Consider the following 19,011-nt stretch of genomic DNA (forward strand, 5'->3'; position numbering starts at 1 on the left):
CCGTCAATTCGAGTGCTTCGACCAAAGGAAGAAGTGTACTTCGACAAGCTCAGCAGAACTATCGAGAATAGGGTTTTGAACAAAAAAATCTATTCTCGATACATTTTGTCTTCGTTTTACTACGACAAAACACTCGAATTGACGCTTTTTTAATGTGAATATTTTAAAATACACACGGGTTTACTTTTATATTTATCTAATACAGTAATCTTATGTTTTACCCTATTTTTATGTATAGGTATTGATTTATTGTTCTCCTTTTCCAAGGTTTGGATTCATTAGATTGTTAATATCTGTATTTTGTATCTGGCCATTCATATCCATATCAGCCTTGTGATAACCACTATTACCTAATAGCTGTATCATCTGATTGATATCTGAATTTTGTACCTGACCATTTTCATCATAATCTCCTGCAATCATCGCATAGCGTCCATTATTGAGTAATACTACTGCATTTGCCCCTCCTGTGATAGAGGATGTATCGATACTTAAATTTACGGTTGTGGTAGTTGCTGTTAAGGAGTAGGTAGATGCCGAAACAATACCCAGATGGTTTCTATGCTTAATCCCTAAAAAGTAGTCTCCTGCTGTCAAATCAAGTTTTAAATCCTGATTTCCATCTACCTCTACGATATCCCCATCGCGTTGTAATAATGCTGAACGACTTGCCACTACATTGGTTTTGTTGGTAGCCTCTCTAAACTCTAACCAAACCCAATCTACAATCGCATCAGGTCCAGCTGTATTTAACATAGATGAAGGCACAATTAAACCATCAGTATAAGGAGAAGTGTTAGGTACAATACCAGATACTCTCAGATCATCTCTCATTAGGTTTTCTTCTCCGTTTACCGGATTCATTCCCGCTCCTTCTAAGAAAGCAATGGGTCGTATTCTTGTAGTAACATCGATTCCTTCTATCACAAGGTCATCGATTACCATTCCTTCACGGTTAGTTACATTATCTGAATACAACTTAATTCTAAACGAAATATGATCAGCTCCTGTTAAATCTGTTTCTCCATTAGCGGCATTGGTAGCAAAGTTATATGCATATTGCCTTAGTGTTGTATTGCGACCTGTCCACTGTGCTCCCGGGCATCCATAACAATCTCCATTGGGATTATTACCGTCTAAATCACTATTGTACCAATTGGGTTGACTAGTTTTTCGACCTAAGGTATTCCAGGTTTGTCCTCCATTAGTAGTATATTCTACATTGGCCCAATCCCAATTGGTCTCCAAATCAAAAGCCATTTGAAATTTCAGTACTGGATTTTGAATTGTGGTAAAATCAAAGCAATTGGTTACTAGAAATGCGTTTGTTCCAGATGGATAGTTTCCTGATAAATTGGTACCATAAACTCGTGTACCACTACTGGCGGTGTTTAATCGGTTTCCTGTGGGAACCCCTCGTTGCCACACACCGCCCTGAACAATTAAATTGTCTGATGCGGATTCAAAAGTATTTGTAGCATTTAAAGCACCTGTAGCATTGATAGTAAATGTTTGCGAACGTTGATTATTTGTAGCGTTTTCATCGTTAGAAGAATTGATATTGACTGTTAATTGATAGGTTCCGGCTGGAAGTTTCAACTCTGGAAGATTGATTGCTATTTCCTGATTAGAAGTCAATGTACCGGTCCAGGTAATTCCATCTGGTGTTCCTCCATCAATTGTATAGGTGATATCTATGGAGTTTATGGTATTGATTCCATTATTTCGAACGTTAATTTGAGGATTGATACTTCCACAATTCGAATCCGAACTTTGTGGACTTACGATTTTAGCCAAACGAATATCTTCCTGAAGCAATTCTACAGGAATCGAGGTGCGCCATATTCCACGTCCATAGGTTCCTGCTGTTAAGGTTTGGTCTTCGATATTGATTTCTAAATCTTCAATCTTGGTATTTGGTAATCCTTTCATAAAAGGCTCCCAGGAATTACTACTATCATCCAATCTATATACACCGAGGTCTGTGGATACGTATATTGGGTTCTGAGAATGTTCTGGCTGATGCACTATATCCTCAGGGTATTCTGTTGCTACCGGGAAATTATAGGTGATATCTGTCCAGGTACGTCCTCCATCAATAGTTTTATGAATTCCTTTGTTAGCACCATTTCCATCGGTTGTGATCCACATCATATCCGGATTGGTGGAATGGATTTCAATACCAGCAATAGAATTTCCTACGGCATTGATATTAAAATCAATGGTTTGACCTCCATCTTTACTTACCCGTATATTTTGATGACTAGAGGAAACGATTCGATTCGGGTCTGAAGGTGCTATCTCCAGTACATCGGTATATCCCCCAAGATCGCCTACTAATTCCCAGGAATAGTTTGTTCGGTTTAATTTGAATAAATTGCTCCAGGCAGCATATACATCTCCATTAGCATCAGCGGATAAAGGTGGTACCCAAACACCAGCTCCTGCATTCGAAGGTCGATATACTCGTGCCAACTGACCGTCTCCACGATGAGACACATATAGTATATCTCCGTTTTGTATAAGGCCGTAGTACATATTATCATCGGTAGGGGTGATTAATGTATTTACTCCGTCTCCTGGGTGATAGGCTCTGTATTCTCCGTTGACACCAACTCCAAAACCTCCATTATCTTGTAAACCTCCTGAAATATTTCCTGGATTACCTTGGGCTACAGCTACATTAAAAAACTCTCCTATTTGCAGATCTTGGTAATGCGGTTGAAAATTAACTCCGTTATTATCACTTGAATAAATCCCCCCATCTGAGGCCACAAATACTTTTCCATTCACTACACGAATACTATGGATATCTGCATGGGTATACGCTTCTGTTAATTGATCCCAACGGTTTAACTTATTCCAGGTTTGACCGCCATTGGTAGATTTCCATACGTCTAATGTTCCTACATAAATCTCATCTGCATTGGTATCAGAAACCCCCATCGCCATGTTATACCAAACCTGGTAGTTCCCTATGATGGTAAAACTATCTTCGTTTCTGGTTGTAAAACTTTGTCCGCTGTTGTTAGAACGATAAATTCCATGTACTCTTTGGTCAGTAGCATCAGAACTAAAAATATAGACATAATTCGGGTTTGCCGGAGTTACATCAATTACCATTCTTCCAGTATTGGTAGGAACTCCGCTGGTTATCTGTGTAAAGCTGGATCCACCATCTGTAGATCGATAAAAAGCTGTTGTGCTTACCCCATAAACAATACTAGCATCTCCAGGTTTTATACGCAAATCTCTAATGTTATTACCGATGAGTGTTTGAGACCAACTAACTCCTGCATCTGAAGAAGTAAAAACCCCTTGATTAGAGGCACATATTAATTTATTTGAGTTATTGGGACCTATAAACAACTCACTTAGTTGGGTAACGTTTCCCAGGGTATTTACATTTAGTCCTGTTGGATTCCAGGTAACTCCTCCATCAGTTGATTTCATCACTCCGATCGTAGGTGTTTGATCAGCATCATCATCTCCTGTGGCTATATAAATTACATTAGAGTTATTGTAATCTACTGCAATAGCCGATACACCAACTCGTGGTAACTCATCTGTCATTGGGCTCCAATTACCTCCACCGTTTGTTGATTTCCAAAGGCCACCATTAGGCGAACCTACATACCAGGTATTACTGTTGTTAGGATCAATAGTCACAGCATTTAAACGACCTTGTCCAGATGGTTGAGCATTGGCTTGTACGTGATTATAAGGTCCAATAGGTTGCCAATTACTCAAGTCTGTCATTGCAACATTTTTGGTGTTTTTACCAAAACGTTTTTTTGCTTCCCAGGCTTCCCATAAATCTTTTCCTGTAGGAAGACTTCCATCGGTTTTTACCTGTCTCCCCCATAATTGTTCCCATCGTTTAAACGGTTTATATCCACTTCCTTTAGCATCTTTATCATGGGTTTTCCAATATGTATTAAATGCTTGTTGTACATCAGAAAAAGTAGGCTTTCCATTTTTCTTTTTTTGTTGGACTTGTTGCATCCATGGAGCAGTAGAATTCAATTGAGCCATAGCGATAGTGCCGCTCAATAACATTATCAACAGAATACTATTTTTCATAAGTTTATTATTTGGGGTACTTTTTATATATGCCTTAAAAAAGGGTATCGGCACCAACAATAAAAAGATGTTTGATCTTATTTGAGGAAATTATATCAGCATTACCACAAAGTTTTTTGGTTGTGTTTAAAATGAAAAATGATAAGAAAATTTACTAGTCTTCGATACAATTTCCTATCGAAAATCACTCTGACCGACGTAAATTTTCTTATCCATCATCCGCATTATTTACCTAAAACTGTTCTCCTTTTCCAAGGTTAGCATTCATCACATTGTTGATATCCGTATTTTGGATCTGTCCGTTCATATCCATATCTGCCAACGAATATCCGGATCCACCTAATAAGACTACTACAGCATTAACATCTGAGTTCTGTACTTGTCCGTTTTCGTCATAATCTCCACCTAACATAGCAAATACTCCATTACCCAAGTCAGTAACGGCATTGGAGCCTCCCTGAGCTATCGAACTAGAAGTACTAAAATTCAAGGTAGCTACTGTGGATGATAAGGCTACAGTATTAACTGAACGAATCGCCAGGTGATTACGGTGAGATACCATTACATAATAGTTATCTTCAGGTAATTCGAACTCGAGATCTGATGTGCCATCAGTAGTTACTATATCTCCATCACGCTGTAATAACGCTGATTTGGAAGCAAGTACCGTATTGGCATCATTTTTATCACGTAACTCAACCCATACCCAATCTACAATAGCATTGGCTCCTGTTGCATTAAAAACAGTAGCCAAAGTAGTTGCCGCATCGGTATAAGGTGATGTAGTAGGTATTGTTGCTGCCACTCTCAAATCATCACGCATCAAACTTTCCTCACCCGTATTGGGGTTGACAGCTGCACCTTGTAAGAATACGATTGGATTGATCTTTATCGCTAATTGTAAGGTAGCCTGCTGAAACCCTTGAGTTAAGGTAGTGGTACCATCTGTAATGGTGGTAACCGCAAGTTCTCCTATAGTATAGTCAAGAGTAACACCACCATTAGTGATGGTGTTACCTCCTGAACTGATTACTTGTCTTTCTATGCTTTGTGCTTGTGTCCCTAAAAATGTACAAACACCTATAAGGGTAAGAAATAATCTTTTCATATTACTAATTCTTTTTATACGTTACCTGACTTTTTACAACAGCTTCTAATGCCTGAAGGCGTTTTTCTAAATTAGAAACTTCAGTAGCTTCAACCTTTAATTCGGTTATTTCAGATTGCTGTTGTTGAATCAATTGTTGTTGTTCTTTAAATGCTTCTATTAACACTGGAATCAATCCTGTATAGTTTACACTTTTATATCCTTTATCATTTGTAGATACTAGGTTTGGGAAGATTTTTTCGATTTCCTGTGCAATTACACCGTATTGGGTACCATCCGCAAATTTCATATCAGGAAATTCGTCTTTTCTCATTTCATACTGAACTCCTTTTGTTTGTATGATTTTTTCCAAACTACCTGATAAAGATTCAATATTCTTTTTATAACGACGGTCTGAAATATTAGTTAAATTTCCGGTATAATTTAAGTCTCCGTTTACATTCAATGCATAGGTGGTTTCTGGTGTAGTAGTACCTACGCCAACATTCCCAGAAAATGCTGTGTTTCCGTTTTTAAGCATTACTAATGCATCAGAATTAACGGGACCATTTATATCAAATACACCATTACCAATTACAAACAAACGATCTGTTTCTATATAAGCATTTGGATCTCCAGTTGCTGCTGTATTTAAATATCCTAAACTAACCTGTCCCGCACTCTCTGCTGTAAGATTATTTCCCAAAGTTACAGTTCTTGATCCTGAAGCTGTATTTCCAATTCCTAAAGCAACCGAATATGCTCCTGAAGCTGTATTTGATCTACCCATAGCCACAGTAGCAGTGTTAGAAGCTGTATTACTATCTCCTGCGGTTAAAGAATATAACCCTTGGGAATTATTAAGAACCCCGAAAGTTGCAGAATACCATCCGCTAGCTGTATTATTAGCTCCAAAACCAGCAGAACCTTGTCCTAGATTGGATTGTTCAAAACCTGTAAAGGTATCAATGTTTAATCCGGCTCTAAATGCTGATAAACTCTTATCAAAAAACATCCTTGAATTGTCATTGGCTCCGGTAATGTCATTAATCTGTGTACTACCAAATACAAAATCATCTGTAGCAGTATCTCCTGGTGCATTACTAGTTACATTATTCACCGTGGAAAATACAGTAACTGGTAAGGCAGGTTGATTTACCCAACTATATACACCACTACCATCAGTAGCAAGAACTTGTCCGTTGTTTCCTCCTACTGGTAATTCGATCTCGTTAGTAGCATCGGCATCGGCGTCATCAGAGGTAGTCCAGGCATAGTTTCCAGATCCATCTGTGCTTAGTACAAATCCATTGGTCCCTCCAGCTGGTAATATATCATTGCTAATCCAGGATAAATTTCCAGAACCATCTGTAGAAAGTACCTCTCCATTATTTCCTCCATTTGGGATCGCATCTGCCGCTGGAGTTACCCAGGTTAGATTTCCTGATCCGTCTGTTTGCATAATCTGATTAGCTGTACCATCTTGTCCTGGAAATGTAAATGAAGTTCCTGCTCCCTGATTGTCCCCATCAATAGTTAACATCCCATTTAAGGTTGTATTACCATTTTTCAGCATTACCAAAGCATCACTACTCAAGGCCAGGTTAATATCTTCTTGTCCATTACCAATTACAAATAAACGATCAGTTGGCACCCAGGTATTTGCAGAACCGGAAACAAAGGTACTGTATTGACCCAATTGAATTTCAGCCATTGAGTTGGCAATTACCTGTCTCCCAATCGCAGTGGCATAGTCTCCATGAGCTCGTGCAGTTACTCCTAATCCTCTTGAAAAATCTCCAAAACCACCTGCATTAGTACCAAAAGCAAAGGCTTCATTACCTGTGGCATTGGCATTACGTCCCATAGCAAATGAGTTAGTCCCACTTGCCATAGCACTTTCTCCAAATGCTACCGAATACTGACCGACATTAGCTTCATCCCATTCATCCTGCGGTGTATACCCTGCACGGAAAGCTGCTTTACTTTTATCAAAGAACATACGATTGTTTAAAGCAGGACTAAAAAGACCATTACCATCCAGTTGAGGAGATCCAAATACAAAATCATCACTCTGAATATTACCGTTACTGTTACTTACTACACCCGCAGTATAATCAAAAGGGCCTGCGTTGGTGGCATTATTACTATTTAACGCATACATCGCGTATGGTACAAATTGTAATTTTGAAGTCCCTATGGATACGTAAGTTGTTCCTCCAGTAATATCTACCTGAACATCGATCCACTGATTTTGTTTGCTCCAATCAATTGCTAGAAAATTAGCTCCCGACGTTCCTCCTCCAACGAGGAAAGTAATTACCCCTTGATCACTGGAGGTTACTGTATGTGCTTCGTTATATACAACGCTTCCTCCTGCGCTTCCTTCTATAATTCTTACTAGCACACCAACTGATTGGTTGACAACAGGATCTCCTGCTGCATCTCTTACTACCGCCTGGTAATTAAAGGTTTGGGAAAATCCAATCCCATACCACAGCGTAGCTATTAAAAAGATTATATTTTTTTTCATCTTATATAGATTTATATGTTTTTCTGACTTTGTAGATTTAGTTATGTGAGGCTGTTATGGAACAACCTCAATATATTGTTATCCCTTGACGATCTCTAAAATTGTTAGAAATATCAAAGTATATAAAACCATTAAGGTTAGGATCAACCTGTATTTTTCTATTGTTCTTCTCATGACTAGGGGGATGTTATGTTATTTTTGGAAATACCACCAACCTATTTGACACAGGTCGGCGGTTTTCTCTAAACATCACTTATTAGAGCATTCTTAATTATCTCTTTTTCAAGAATTGCACTGTTTTGACAGCAGTTCCTAAAGTAATTCGTACTAAGTACACTCCTTCCTGAAGTTGCGAAACATTAATAGCTTCTGAATTATATTTGTTAACCTGCTTAATTAATCTACCTTCAATCGTGTAGATTTCTACACTATCTACCGTTTCTGAAATTCCTGATACAACGAATTGATCTGATACCGGGTTTGGATATAGTTTTATTCCTTCTAATTTGTTATCATCAATACTTAACGGAGGAACTATATCTACAGTTCTGGTTACTTGTATTGCATTATTCCCGGATGCATCTGTTGCATCATATGTTACTGTATAGCTTCCTATTACATTAGTATTAACTGCTGAAGCATCAATAGAAACTGCTGATCCATCATCGGTAGTCGCTCCTAATTCTACGTACATACCTCCTTCTACAATCTCCTGAGGATTTGCTCCTACAAGTGTAATCACTGGCGCAGTTGTATCTACAACATTTACTGTTCTGGTTACCTGTGCTGCATTATTCCCTGAAGCATCCGTAGCATTATACGTAACGTTATAGCTTCCTATAGCATCTACAAAACTACTGTCATCAATCACCACAGCTGATCCATCATCGGTAGTAGCTCCTAATTCTGTATATCCTGCTCCTAATTCGATTACTTGTGGGTTCGCTCCCGTTAAAGTAATAATCGGTGCAGTAGTATCTACTACATTTACGGTTCTTGTTACTTCTACCGCATTATTTCCTGAAGCATCCGTAGCATTATATGTAACAGTATAACTTCCTACTACATTGATATTAACTGCAGAATCATTAATTATCACAGCTGACCCATCATCGGTAGTCGCTCCTAATTCTGTATAACTATTTCCTCTCTCAATTACTTGTGGATTTGCTCCAATTAGGGTAATTACTGGTGCAGCTGTATCCGCTACATTTACGGTTCTGATTACTTCTACTGCATTATTCCCTGAAGCATCCGTAGCATTATAGGTTACACTGTAACTCCCTATTACGTTTGTATTTACAGAAGAAGCATCGGGTACTGCAGCTGATCCATCATCAGTAGTCGCTCCCAGTTCTATATATGCGTTACCTTGAATAATTATCTGTGGATTTGCTCCAATTAATGTAATTACTGGTGCCGTAGTATCTACTACATTTACTGTTCTCGTAACCTGTACTGCGCTATTTCCTGAGGCATCGGTAGCATTATATGTAACGTTATAGCTTCCTATAGCATCTACAAAACTACTGTCATCAATCACCACAGCTGATCCATCATCGGTAGTAGCTCCTAATTCTGTATATCCTGCTCCTAATTCGATTACTTGTGGGTTCGCTCCCGTTAAAGTAATAATCGGTGCAGTAGTATCTACTACATTTACGGTTCTTGTTACTTCTACCGCATTATTTCCTGAAGCATCCGTAGCATTATATGTAACAGTATAACTTCCTACTACATTGGTATTAACTGCAGAATCATTAATTATCACAGCTGACCCATCATCGGTAGTCGCTCCTAATTCTGTATAACTGTTTCCTCTCTCAATTACTTGTGGATTTGCTCCAATTAGGGTAATTACTGGTGCAGCTGTATCCACTACATTTACGGTTCTGATTACTTCTACTGCATTATTCCCTGAAGCGTCCGTAGCATTATAAGTAATACTATAACTTCCTACTGCATCTACAAATCCACTGTCATCAATCACCACAGCTGATCCATCATCGGTAGTAGCTCCTAATTCTGTATATCCAGCTCCTAATTCGATTACTTGTGGGTTCGCACCTGTTAAAGTAATAACCGGTGCAGTGGTATCTACTACATTTACAGTTCTTATTACTTCTACCGCATTATTCCCTGAAGCATCCGTAGCATTATATGTAATACTATAACTTCCTATAGCATCTACAAATCCACTATCATCAATCACCACAGCTGATCCATCATCAGTAGTCGCTCCTAATTCTGTATACCCTGCTCCTAATTCGATTACTTGTGGGTTTGCTCCCGTTAAAGTAATAACTGGTGCAGTCGTATCTACTACATTTACAGTTCTGGTTACCTGTACTGCATTATTTCCGGATGCATCGGTAGCATTATATGTAATACTATAACTTCCTATAGCATCTACAAATCCACTGTCATCAATCACCACAACTGATCCATCATCAGTAGTAGCTCCTAATTCTGTATATCCTGCACCTAATTCTATAGTTTGCGGGTTCGCTCCCGTTAAAGTAATAACCGGTGCAGTAGTATCTACTACATTTACAGTTCTGGTTACCTGTACTGCATTATTTCCTGAAGCGTCCGTAGCATTATATGTAATACTATAACTTCCTACTGCATCTATAAATCCACTGTCATCAATTACGACAGCTGATCCATCATCGGTAGTAGCTCCCAGTTCTGTATATCCAACTCCCAATTCGATCACTTGTGGGTTCGCTCCTGTTAAAGTAATCACTGGTGCAGTGGTATCTACTACATTTACGGTTCTGGTTACTTCTATGGCATTATTCCCTGAAGCATCTGTTGCATTATATGTTACATTATAGCTTCCTACTACATCTACAAATGCACTGTCATCGATCACTACAGCTGATCCATCATCAGTAGTGGCTCCTAATTCTGTATATCCTGCACCTAATTCTATAGTTTGTGGATTTGCTCCAGTTAAACTAATTATTGGCGCAGTGGTATCTACTACATTTACGGTTCTTGTAACTTCTACAGCATTATTCCCGGATGCATCGGTTGCGTTATAGGTTACACTATAACTTCCTACTGCATCTACAAATGCACTGTCATCGATCACTACAGCCGAACCATCATCAGTAGTGGCTCCTAATTCTGTATATCCAGCACCTAATTCTATAGTTTGTGGATTTGCTCCGGTTAAGCTAATTATTGGCGCAGTGGTATCTACTACATTTACGGTTCTTGTAACTTCTACAGCATTATTCCCGGATGCATCGGTTGCGTTATAAGTTACACTATAACTTCCTACTGCATCTACAAAAGCGCTGTCATCAATTACTACAGCTGATCCATCATCGGTAGTCGCTCCTAATTCTGTATATCCTGCACCCAACTCAATAGTTTGGGGGTTTGCTCCTGTCAAAGTAATTACAGGAGGTGTTGTATCAATTTCTGCTCCCGAGGAATCAAAAGTATCATTTACCAATTGTACTCCTGGTTCGCTGGTACAATTAGGAAAAGTGACAGAAGAGGGACCACAAGCTGTGAAAAACTGATCTAAAAACACTGCTCCAGTCTCAAAGGTTATCATTGGATCCTCTGTTATATCAACATACTTAATTTTTATGTGGAATAAAACAGTTGGAGTACTGGTAACATTTTCAGGGTTAATAGCGCCCGCACTTAATCCTTGTTGAAATGATAAAGATACTCTTGAGGTTGTATTATCATTTTGAATAAAGCTAGTGTAGATTGGGAAAGGACCACTGGTTTGTCCTAAAATAGATCCATTAGGTTGGGTATATTCTATATTTCCACCTGCAGATACATTTGTCCCAAAAGCAGCTGTGCTATAGTTCAGGTACAACTGACCTGATCCTAATTTAAAATCTACAGTACTTTCGATCAATACATCTACTTCGTAGAAATCATCTGTTCCATCATTGGTGTTTTGGGCATTGGCAAAGGTAAAATGGATATCCTGTGCCTGGACACTAATCAATCCTGATATCAGAGCTAGTGCCAATGTTAAGTTCTTGATAAATCTGTAATAATTGTGTTTCATATTGTATGTATTTGAGGGGGTTTTAAGGATTATTTATTTTTTATCAATTTCAATAGTTTCTTATGTATGGTTTCAGTTAGTACAGCTAAGTTTTGAGATACCCTATTTTTATTTTTATTTTTTCGATAAAAGGTTAGAACTGTACTCCTTTGCCCAGATTAGGGTTCAGAGAATTATTAATATCTGTATTCTGTATCTGTCCGTTCAGATCTGTATCTGCTTTGTGGTAACCTGAACCTCCTAATAATTGTACAATTTGATTGACATCAGCATTTTGCACTTGTCCATTACCATCATAATCACCAGCAATCACTGCATATTTGCCGTTCGACATTAACTGAAGTGCATTAACTCCTCCAGCTACTTTTAATGGATCTATGCTCAAATCCATAATGATAGGGTTTGATGTCAAAGATTCAGGCGCTTGAGTTCTGATTGCTAAATGATTTCTGTGTTGGATCATTAGATAATAATCTCCCTGAGTTTGACTGATTTGAAATGTTACTGGTGAAGTCCCATCAATTTCCACAATATCGCCATCACGCTGTAAAAGTGCAGATCGACCATTGATTATGGTATTAACGTCATTTGCATCTCTAAGTTCTAACCAAATCCAATCTACAATAGCATCGTTTCCTACAGCATTAAAAACACTCGTATTACAATTCAATCCATCAGTATATGGACTCGTAGTTGGCAATAATCCAGCAATTCTCAGATCATCTCGCATTAAATTTTCTTCTCCGGTATTCGGATTTATAGAAGTTCCTTGCAAAAAGGCAATCGGTGATACTTTTATTCCGCATGCTTTTATATTACTATCTGTAATTGTCCAGCTAAACCCACCATTTCCTGCTGTAGCCATCAATTGATTTCTTTGAGGTTCCGAAGTACAATAACTACTATTCCCTCCGTGAAAATTAATCCCTGTAGGGATTTGTGTTTCTCCTGTACTTAACGTTGCCCAACCGATCAGGGTTTTATCATAATTCAATGTGGAAATAGCAACCCCAGAGAACATATTATTCATCGCTGTGGCACTACTGATATTCCAATTGCTTAACTCTTGATCAAAAGCCGTAGCGTCCCTAAGCATTGCTCTAAAATCTCTCACATTACTCACATCCCAATCATTTAAGTTTCCAGTAGTATTCACTCCAGTTGCTCTAAACGCCCGTAACATAGATGTTACATTAGTCAATCCAGGAGCACCTGCCTGGTCAGAAATAGTTAAGTTGGAACATCCGTAAAAAGAATTTCTTAATGATGCCCATTGCATTCCTCCCCAATTATCAATAGAGGTGATCTTATTTTTATCACCACCATTATTAAAGTAAATGGTTGGGAACCTACCTTCCAGATTAATTGTGTACGTTCCAGCTGCTCCAAAATCATGGGTAGCATTTCCGGTAAAAGGAGTCGTCTCATTACTATCTTGATAATCTCCATCTCCATTCCAATCTATTCTATAGTTATATGTATAAGTATTGGTGTCGGTTGGTATAGTAATCGTAGTGTCACTTGCATCCACAGTAAACGTAAGTTGTAGTGGATTACATTCTCCATTGGGGTAATAGGTTGCAATAATGTTATCTATCTGCGTAAGAATCTGATTACCTATATTTTGAACATTATAATTGTTATAAATATCGTTGATTTCTGCATGGTGATATGGATCTACTTCTGATAATAATAAATCACGCCAAGGCAAGAATTCAGCTTGTGTTTTAGGTACTAAACTCTTATAATGTAATAAGCGATCATATATTTTACAACTCGCCTGATAAGACGCGTAGGTATTAATTTCGTTAGCTGTTGGTATCATCCCCCAAAAATTTAATAATGGAGTCATATTAAACCCAATACGTTCTGTAGCAGCCTGTAAATATTCAGAATCAGTCACATGTGTATCTCCTAGAGGAGAGCCACCTTCGGCTGTCCATTTATCATAAAAAAACTTATTCAACTTTCCCAGATCTTCCCAACTAAACATATCTACGATATCAAACCATTTTACACCACCTCGTACTTGATATTTAGCATGCTCATCTAGCATAGCACTATTATTTCTAAATTCTGGAGTAATCATCCAGGCAATTGCTCCGGTATCTCTTCCATAAGTTTCATCCTCGGCATAACTAATTGATTTTTCCAGGTCATTGCTTAACACGAAATAACTTGGCACCGAAAACATTTGTACCACCGTTTCAGCATGTCCTCTAGGGATTGGGAATAACATATTATGACCTAATTCATGAAAAATAAATCCTCGATTGGTTTCTACAAAATCAGATTCTAGTACTCGTAAGGGATTCCAATAGGTGGATGGCAATGCCTTATCGAAAGTATTTTCATGCATGCGTTTAGGATATCCAGCAGATCCTACACCTCCTGAACAATCCACTTGAACGTACTCCGCTCGAACCGGATGCAAAGGTCTTCCAGCTACTGTATTTACCAGATCCATCATCTCACCCCACTTAAGCATCACATCTGTGACATCAGTAACACCGACCATACTCGTTGGTAATGTAAACATCATCTTATCAGACTCTATATCTGCCCAGGGAACGTATGCATTCGTAAGATCAGTGATCCATTGACTTACGTTTTGAGGTTGACCCGTTACCATTCTGAAATAAGGTGCTTTTACTGCTCCGTTGATGGTTACTGTTTGCCAACCTGCGGTGGTTTCTTGTGGAATTCTAAAGTATATTGCTCCTCCAAAAGGATTTGCTATTTGTGTTGTTGTAGATGTAATTTCAATTGCTTTAGAAATACGCTGAAAACGTTGCATACCGGCAAGAGAAGTTTCATTAATATGAGCTCCTGCTACAATTTTTATTCCTTGATTAACCATAGCTGCGGGTACAGTTACCGTTACTAATTCTCCGGGGGCAGCATAATATCCTGTAGGACGTAATACCCCATGATGACCATGTACCAATTGTATTCCCGGGTCTTTTAAATAGGTTGCTTGTATTGCTACCTGAGCATTAGTAACACGTGGCGCAGCGTTGCTTACGGGACCAGGATAAATACTTCCTTCTCTAAAGCTCATACCTGCCACATTTGCTATATTTCCTGCTACAAATTCATTATCAAAGATATCTTGCATTAAAAAATAGGCTATACGCTGTTCATTAAGCAAACTCGACAAGCTAGGTGTTGCCGCACGATTAGTAAATAACGCATCATAATTGGCTTCAAATGCCGCCAAATAATTATCTATTTCGGTTTTGGCATTGGTATAATTTTTTTGATAATTGACAATGATAGTATTAGTGTGCGTATCCTTTTCTTCTTGAGTTAAACTGATATTCCCAAGTATATGATCTGTCATTTGTTGCAAAGCAGTTTGTAATGCACTAATGTCTCCGGGTCTTGCCGGAACGTGCAACTTAAACTGATCGATGATCATCGTTCCATCAAAGTTATGAAACTCCATATCCCACCCATGATCTTTTTGCCAACCTATATAAGCAGGAAGATTTTGAAGGGTATTTCTAAAGATATCCATATCAAAACCCTCTGAAAAAAAACCAAAATTATATACATCATTGGCTTTAAAAAACCAGGATCTTGATTGATAATCTATCTTTAGACTTATATTAATTTCTTCATTCTTATTAAGAGGAAAAGGATTTACTTTAAAAAAAGAAGACTCATCAAAATTATCATCGGCGAATCCTATAAAAATATTGAATGTAGTTGCGTTATTATTAAGCGCATTGAGTACCAAACCAGCACTTGCATTACCTGGAGGTTTAGAACCATAAATAGGTTTACGTCCATTACCGGTACCTGCATAGGTATACCTAAAATCAATCTCTATCTCAAAAGAATCATCACTAACTATTAATGACTGAAAGGAATTGTCTAGCAAAACATATTGATCATGTGCAAGATCTATTCCTTGTCCTCCTGAAGGAGTAGCAACATAATTGGGAGTGGGAAAAGTATTTTTCCATTCCAGAAATGTTCCGCTTACATTATTTGCGGTATCATTCAAGTTTCCCTCTAAGGGATGGTTGACTACCTGAGCCAAAAGCCCGGTGGTCATGAACATCAAAATCACATAAGGAAAAACTAATGTACTTGGGGTAGTAAGGTAGCTTTGTTTCATAAGTAGGTTTATTAGGGGTGTTTTCTAACTTATTATTAGTACAATTAACACTACGTATACCCTATTTTATTTTTCCGGATATACTTTGGATTACTTGATTTGGGATCGAAGACGAAAGTAGGATAAGACGATGAAAAAACTACTATTTTTTACAGGTACAAAATAGGGACAACAGTTACATGATTTCTTATTAATTACCTAACAATCAGTATTTTATGTATCATTTTTAAAATTGCTTTAAAAACACATTCAAATCAGTTTCAGGAGCAATTTGTAGTCTTTTTCTGAGGCGTTTTCGGCTCTTGTAAACCGATTCAACGGTTATGTTTTGCATCAAGGCAATATCATGGGTGGATAAGTCCAAACGAATCAATGTACATAACCTAAGTTCTGTCTTGGTAAGTTTGGGAAATTGATGCAATAATGTCTGATAAAATTGATGATTCAGGTGATCTATTCTATCCTGAAAATCTATTCTATTTTGTTCAATAAAGGATCTATTTTTGATATCTTCTTCTAATTGATCAAAATATTTTCCCTTGGTTCTTCCCTTGGAGTTTCTAATTTGTTGAAGCTTCTCTAACAAAAAATCATCCCACTTCTGATTTTCTGAAATAGCAGCTGCAAAATCAATCAAATCTTTTTGCTTATACGAAATTTCTACTTTCAATAATTTGTTTTCCAAGTCGGCTTGTTCTATTTGCTGCCGCTTTTTGATACGGTCTTCTCTGAATTTTATAAACCACCAAATTAATGCAATACCCATAAGAACATATACTAAATATGCCCAAAAAGTTCTATACCAAGGAGGCAGAATTCTAATTTTTAAGCTTCTTATTTCTTTACTCCAGACACCATCTCCATTAGCAGCTTTGATCTTAAAAGTGTATGCTCCAGGAGCAAGGTTTAAATAATTGGCTTTGTTTTCAGTAGTTATATGTGTCCAGGGAGATTCTGCTTCTTCAAGATAATAAGAAAATAGATTTTTTGTTGGGGCAGTAAATTCTATAGCTGCAAATTCTAATTCGATATTATTCTGCGCATATGGCACTATTATTTCAGAAGTATGCTCAATGGCTTTGGTAAGCATATTTGATGTACTATGGATATTTACTTTTTTGTTATTTATTTTGAAATTCGTAATCCACGTTTTCGGTAGGTTTATATTTTCGCCGAAGTCTTTTGGGTGAAAAATATTAAGACCATTGATCCCACCAAATACCATTCTCCCATCTTGAAATTTGGTATAAGCATATGTATTAAATTCATCACTTTGTAATCCGTCAGCTTTTGTAAAATTTCTGATAGCTTTGGTTTGCTTATCATAACTTATAATTCCTTTATTGGAGCTCATCCAAATCTTATCTTCCTCATCTTCCAATACTCCATAAATGACATCATTCGGGAGTCCGTTTTTTGAATTTATATAATCAAAAGAACTTTCTTTACAATTAAACTTATGTAATCCTCCTCCTTTGGTACCAAACCAAAGGATATTTTTATTTTTTGAATCTGGCAATAGGCTAGCCACGTGATCGTGCTGTAAACCATTAGAGGTATTCCAAACCTTAAAATCCAAAGAACCCTTCGTATTAGGGAATCCTTCTAATAACCCTTTACTGGTTCCTATCCAATAATGATTATTATAGGTTCTAACAACATCATAACGTAAAGGCGGAACATTAAATTGATCAGTAAAATTATATTCGTTCAATATTTTCTTTTCTATACTGTATACAAAAAGCCTGGTATCAATTATAATCAATATACTATGCGTTTGCTCATCATATTTTAAAACAGGAGCTTCAAGATTGGGAGCTGTACCTAACACCTGTTGATCCACAGGTATCCCTTCATCGATCCTGGCCAAAGTATAGATGCCATTTTTTATAAGCATTCCCCAAGTCGTTCCATATTTATCTTTGATAAAATGTGTATTATGATTTTGCGCGATTAGTTTTTTAAGGTTTTCAACCTCATCTTTTGATTTAACCAAGAATAGATTTTCATTAGTTGTAGGGTTTCCTATATACATATTTCCTTGCCCTGAAATGAAAGGAACAGCATAAATCGATTTTCCTTCAAAATGTGTTTCAATGGCAAATTGTCTTGGGCTGATTTTCATGATTCCATAGCCTGCGGTAGCAATCCAGTTAATCCCTGAATGATCTACAATTGCATCATTATGAAAAGTTTTGATTCCCTTAATATTACCCGTAGCTTCTTTTTTGGTTAGGTGGTTTTGAGAAAGAACATTTTTATCAAAAATGAGATAATTGGTATCGGTATCAAATAATAAATGACTACCATTATTTAGAGAAGAAATAAGATTGATATTAAAATCAGTAGTCATTTTTCGTATTCCTTCTGAATTGATCACATATAATAAATTCAACCCCCAGAAAGAAATTACTATGGAATCATCGATAATAATATATTTAATTCTGTTTGAATGTTTGCTCAAAATTTCAGCATCCAATGTGTTTACTGCTCCCGTTTGGATATCTAATGTGGACAATATTCTTTTGTAACCTTCTTTCTGATCAATCTTTACAAAAAGTACTTTATCATTATAAGTACAGGTAAAAGGAGGGTATACTGTAAATGGAAGTTTTTGAGTTTTAATAAAAGATACAGCTTTTTTCGGTTCTGAAAGCTTTTTGTAAAACTGTTCGCCTAGAGTTAATTTGTATAACGAATTATTAAAAGCTGTCACCCAATATTGTCCTAAAGAATCTTTGATGATTTCCGAAATTGAAGGGTTGCTATCATCATTTAAAAGAGGGATTCTATAAAAACGTTTGGTAGCCTTATGATATAGGTCCAATCCTTTTTCTGTTCCAACCATCATAAACCCATGATCATCATATAATGCCAAAACACTATCATTTACCAAACTGTAAGATGTATTAGGATCATTGGTAAATATTTCAATCTGTTCACCATCATAACGATTCAGACCATTTTTGGTTCCAACCCAAAGAAACCCTTCTTCATCCTGAATAAGACAGGCCGCAAAACCTTGTGATAATCCGTTTTCAATAGTTAACCATTCAGGAATAACGGTTCCCTGTCCTTTTAAGAGAAAACTAAAAAGGAATAAACATATACAAAGACTAGGTATTTTTCTCATT

6 protein-coding genes are annotated in these 19,011 nt (G+C 37.2%); all 6 read right to left on the reverse strand.

What is annotated here, in order from left to right; translation table 11 throughout:
- Nucleotides 1–246 precede the first annotated feature (246 nt).
- Nucleotides 247–4,083, reverse strand: coding sequence for a WD40/YVTN/BNR-like repeat-containing protein (locus tag U0D62_RS04690; RefSeq protein ID WP_322194168.1), 3,837 nt, complete (start codon nt 4,081–4,083; stop codon nt 247–249).
- A gap of 232 nt (nt 4,084–4,315) precedes the next feature.
- Nucleotides 4,316–5,191: a hemagglutinin protein gene (locus tag U0D62_RS04695; protein WP_322194169.1), complete on the reverse strand. Its 876-nt coding sequence runs from the start codon at nt 5,189–5,191 to the stop codon at nt 4,316–4,318.
- Between the two features lie 4 nt (nt 5,192–5,195).
- Nucleotides 5,196–7,703 carry a tail fiber domain-containing protein gene (locus tag U0D62_RS04700; protein ID WP_322194170.1) on the reverse strand — a complete coding sequence of 836 codons (2,508 nt, stop codon included), beginning with the start codon at nt 7,701–7,703 and terminating at the stop codon, nt 5,196–5,198.
- A 271-nt stretch (nt 7,704–7,974) separates the two neighbouring features.
- Nucleotides 7,975–11,751, reverse strand: coding sequence for an immunoglobulin-like domain-containing protein (locus U0D62_RS04705; protein ID WP_322194171.1), 3,777 nt, complete (start codon nt 11,749–11,751; stop codon nt 7,975–7,977).
- Nucleotides 11,752–11,884: 133 nt separating this feature from the next.
- Nucleotides 11,885–15,877 (reverse strand): M60 family peptidase N-terminal accessory domain-containing protein, encoded by a 3,993-nt coding sequence (locus tag U0D62_RS04710; RefSeq protein WP_322194172.1) that lies wholly within the window; start codon nt 15,875–15,877, stop codon nt 11,885–11,887.
- A 226-nt stretch (nt 15,878–16,103) separates the two neighbouring features.
- Nucleotides 16,104–19,010: a triple tyrosine motif-containing protein gene (locus tag U0D62_RS04715; RefSeq protein ID WP_322194173.1), complete on the reverse strand. Its 2,907-nt coding sequence runs from the start codon at nt 19,008–19,010 to the stop codon at nt 16,104–16,106.
- Nucleotide 19,011 lies beyond the last annotated feature (1 nt).

The organism is Aquimarina callyspongiae (genome assembly GCF_034322225.1).
In the GTDB taxonomy this organism is placed as follows: Bacteria; Bacteroidota; Bacteroidia; order Flavobacteriales; family Flavobacteriaceae; genus Aquimarina.